Source organism: Streptomyces sp. NPDC104096, from assembly GCF_055584385.1.
In genome coordinates this window covers 1-2,321 of sequence record NZ_JBVJMD010000150.1, presented here as the reverse complement: position 1 = coordinate 2,321, position 2,321 = coordinate 1, and the positions used below count along the sequence as shown (strand labels likewise).

At 64.9% G+C, this 2,321-nt stretch carries 4 protein-coding genes and 1 pseudogene; 2 read left to right on the top strand and 3 right to left on the bottom strand.

Going from position 1 to position 2,321, the window contains the following annotated elements; all coding sequences use genetic code 11:
- Positions 1–525 (top strand): transposase (locus ACZ60B_RS42865; protein ID WP_469397485.1); only part of this gene is annotated, 525 nt, incomplete at its 5' end.
- A gap of 2 nt (positions 526–527) precedes the next feature.
- On the opposite strand, the gene ACZ60B_RS42860 is transcribed toward ACZ60B_RS42865, so the two are convergent.
- On the bottom strand, positions 528–1,067 hold the full coding sequence (locus ACZ60B_RS42860) for a hypothetical protein (protein WP_469397482.1): 540 nt from the start codon (positions 1,065–1,067) through the stop codon (positions 528–530).
- Positions 1,068–1,339: 272 nt separating this feature from the next.
- On the bottom strand, positions 1,340–1,582 hold the full coding sequence (locus tag ACZ60B_RS42855) for a transposase (RefSeq protein WP_469397479.1): 243 nt from the start codon (positions 1,580–1,582) through the stop codon (positions 1,340–1,342).
- 137 nt (positions 1,583–1,719) lie between these two features.
- Between ACZ60B_RS42855 and ACZ60B_RS42850 the strand changes: the two genes are divergently transcribed.
- Positions 1,720–2,190 carry a GNAT family N-acetyltransferase gene (locus tag ACZ60B_RS42850; protein WP_469397477.1) on the top strand — a complete coding sequence of 157 codons (471 nt, stop codon included), beginning with the start codon at positions 1,720–1,722 and terminating at the stop codon, positions 2,188–2,190.
- Between the two features lie 7 nt (positions 2,191–2,197).
- Here the strand turns inward: ACZ60B_RS42850 and ACZ60B_RS42845 are convergent.
- Positions 2,198–2,321 (bottom strand): annotated as a pseudogene (locus tag ACZ60B_RS42845) (threonine dehydratase); the annotation flags it as partial.

Genomic DNA, 2,321 nt, shown 5'->3' with positions numbered 1-2,321 from the left:
CACCCCGGCCGCCCATGGGCCGAACGCGGCGGTAGGCACAAGGACCCCGACCGCGAGCCCAGGCCGAGACGGCGGGCGACCTACACCCGCCCCCATGGGGTGAGGCACCTGTTCGCCGCCTACGACCTGGGCAAAGACCAGCTCTACGGCCACATCAAGAAGACCAAGAACCGCTCGAAGTTCTTGGAGTTCTGCCGCTACCTGCGCTCACTGCACCCAGTTGAAAAGCGCATCGTGATCGTCTGCGACAACTACTCCCCGCACCTGACGACGAAGCGGTGCCGGCGGGTCGGGACCTGGGCGGCGGCCAACAACGTGGAGATCGCCTACACCTCGACCAATAGTTCCTGGTTCAACCGCATCGAGGCCCAGTTCACCGCCCTGCGCCACTTCACCCTCGACGGCACCGACCACGCCAGCCACAAAGAGCAGGGCAGCATGATCCGCCGCTACGTCATCTGGCGGAACAAGCACGCCACCGACGAACGCCTCCGCGAGATCGTGAACAGGGTGAACGTTGCCTGATGCTAGGAACGGTCGACCGCGGCGAGGGCGTGTTCTTTGAGGAAAACGCCCGCATGGGCTGCGGCTTCTTCCGCGGTCGCGTAGCGCGTCTCATCGGTGACCGCGGCGGATGCCCCATCAGCGCCTACGCCTGTCCAACTCCAGTCACCGGAAGGCGCCTGCACCAGTTCAGCAGTCCCCCCGAAGAGCGCGAGCGTGCTCCTGCCCGCCGGCGCGGGCACTGAGCGGTTGACGGCGTCGGGCCATTTCTTACGGGCACCTTGCCGGGTGATGCCCCAGACAGCCCCCATCTGCTCGTAACTGGCGCCGTAGGAGCCAGCGGTTGCTGCCGCATGCGCGGTCAACCGCCTGACCTCGGCATCCATCACCTTCCAAGCGGCCAGGACGGACAGTGCCACTTCGATGGGATCCGCTTCCCACATACGGTCCGCGGGCAGCCCGGTCTGTTGGGAGCGAATCGCCGAGGCCAGCGGATTCAAGGCGTCGTACAGTGCCTTGTCGAGTTCTGCCTGCTCTTCCGGGGTGATCTCAGAGACCGTCATGCGACAACTATAGTTTCCGAATCACCAGACGGGAACCAAAGTTTCCCCACTGTCTCGCTCGTGGTCCAGCCGCATCGGTGAGACAGGCCCTCCAGGGCTGCGTCAGGCGTCGTTCGCTGAGGGGCACCTCACGCCCTGGGAGCGACTCGGCGGAGGCGTTTGTCGGCAGCGCGCTTGTTTCGCCCAGATGATCTGGCGGCGGATCATGCTGCCCCGCTCCTGGCAGTGAGCGGGGGCCGCAACAATGAGGGCGAACGTTGCTTGATGCGGCACTAGGCGATGCGCCGGCGGGCGGCCACCAGCTCGGCCCGGTCCTCGCTGGTTGGCCCGGGCAGTCGGCCGGTGTCGACGAGGTGCTGACGGCGCCAGACGGAGATCGTCTGCTCGCTGATACCGAGGCCGTGGGCGATCTGCCTGATCGCCCGGCCGGCTTCGACGAGATCGAGGACCTTGCGCCGGAACTCGGCCGGGTAACTACGGAGCGCGGAAGCCTCCTTGAGGGACTGGAGCATCATCTGTCCAGCAAGATGACTCCATCAGACCCGGAGCACATCACTCCATCAGACCCGGAGCACATCACTCCATCAGACCCGGAGCGGTTCAACTTCCCCAATCCGTGGGGACCTTCGCCCGTTACATCCAGGCGCCTGTCATGATCGCCATCATGGACGTACACATCGCACCAGCTGGGGTGGCCGACTTCCACCAGGTTGTGACTGATCACGCCCGTTACTGGGGGGAACGCGATCTTCGGTCGCTGCACCTTCTGGCACTGGTGCAGGAGTTCGGTTCCACCTGCTTGGTTGCCCGCGCCGAGGACGGAATCCGTGGGTACATCTTCGGGTTCGTCACCCCGGACGGCACCGGGTACGTGCATCTGATCGCCACGCGGGACGACGCTCGTGGCACCGGTCTCGGGCGTCGTCTGTATATCGCGTTCGCCGAGGCAGCAGATCATCATGGTGCACGGCAGCTGAAGGCGATCACGTCAATCGAGAACACCGGCTCGATCGCCTTCCACCGCAGCCTCGGCTTCGACACGAAGATCGTCGATGACTACAACGGCCCCGGCCGGGATATGGCCGTCTTCCACCGAGATATGCCGCTCAACTTCTCGGAGTGAGCAATTGTCAAGACCTGTGGCTGGGAGCCGCACCGACCCAGCGGTGATAAACGTCCAGGTCGACGTTGCTGCCGCACACGATGGTGACCACGTGTCGGCCGGCGAAGCGGTCGCGGTCCTCGAGGATCGCC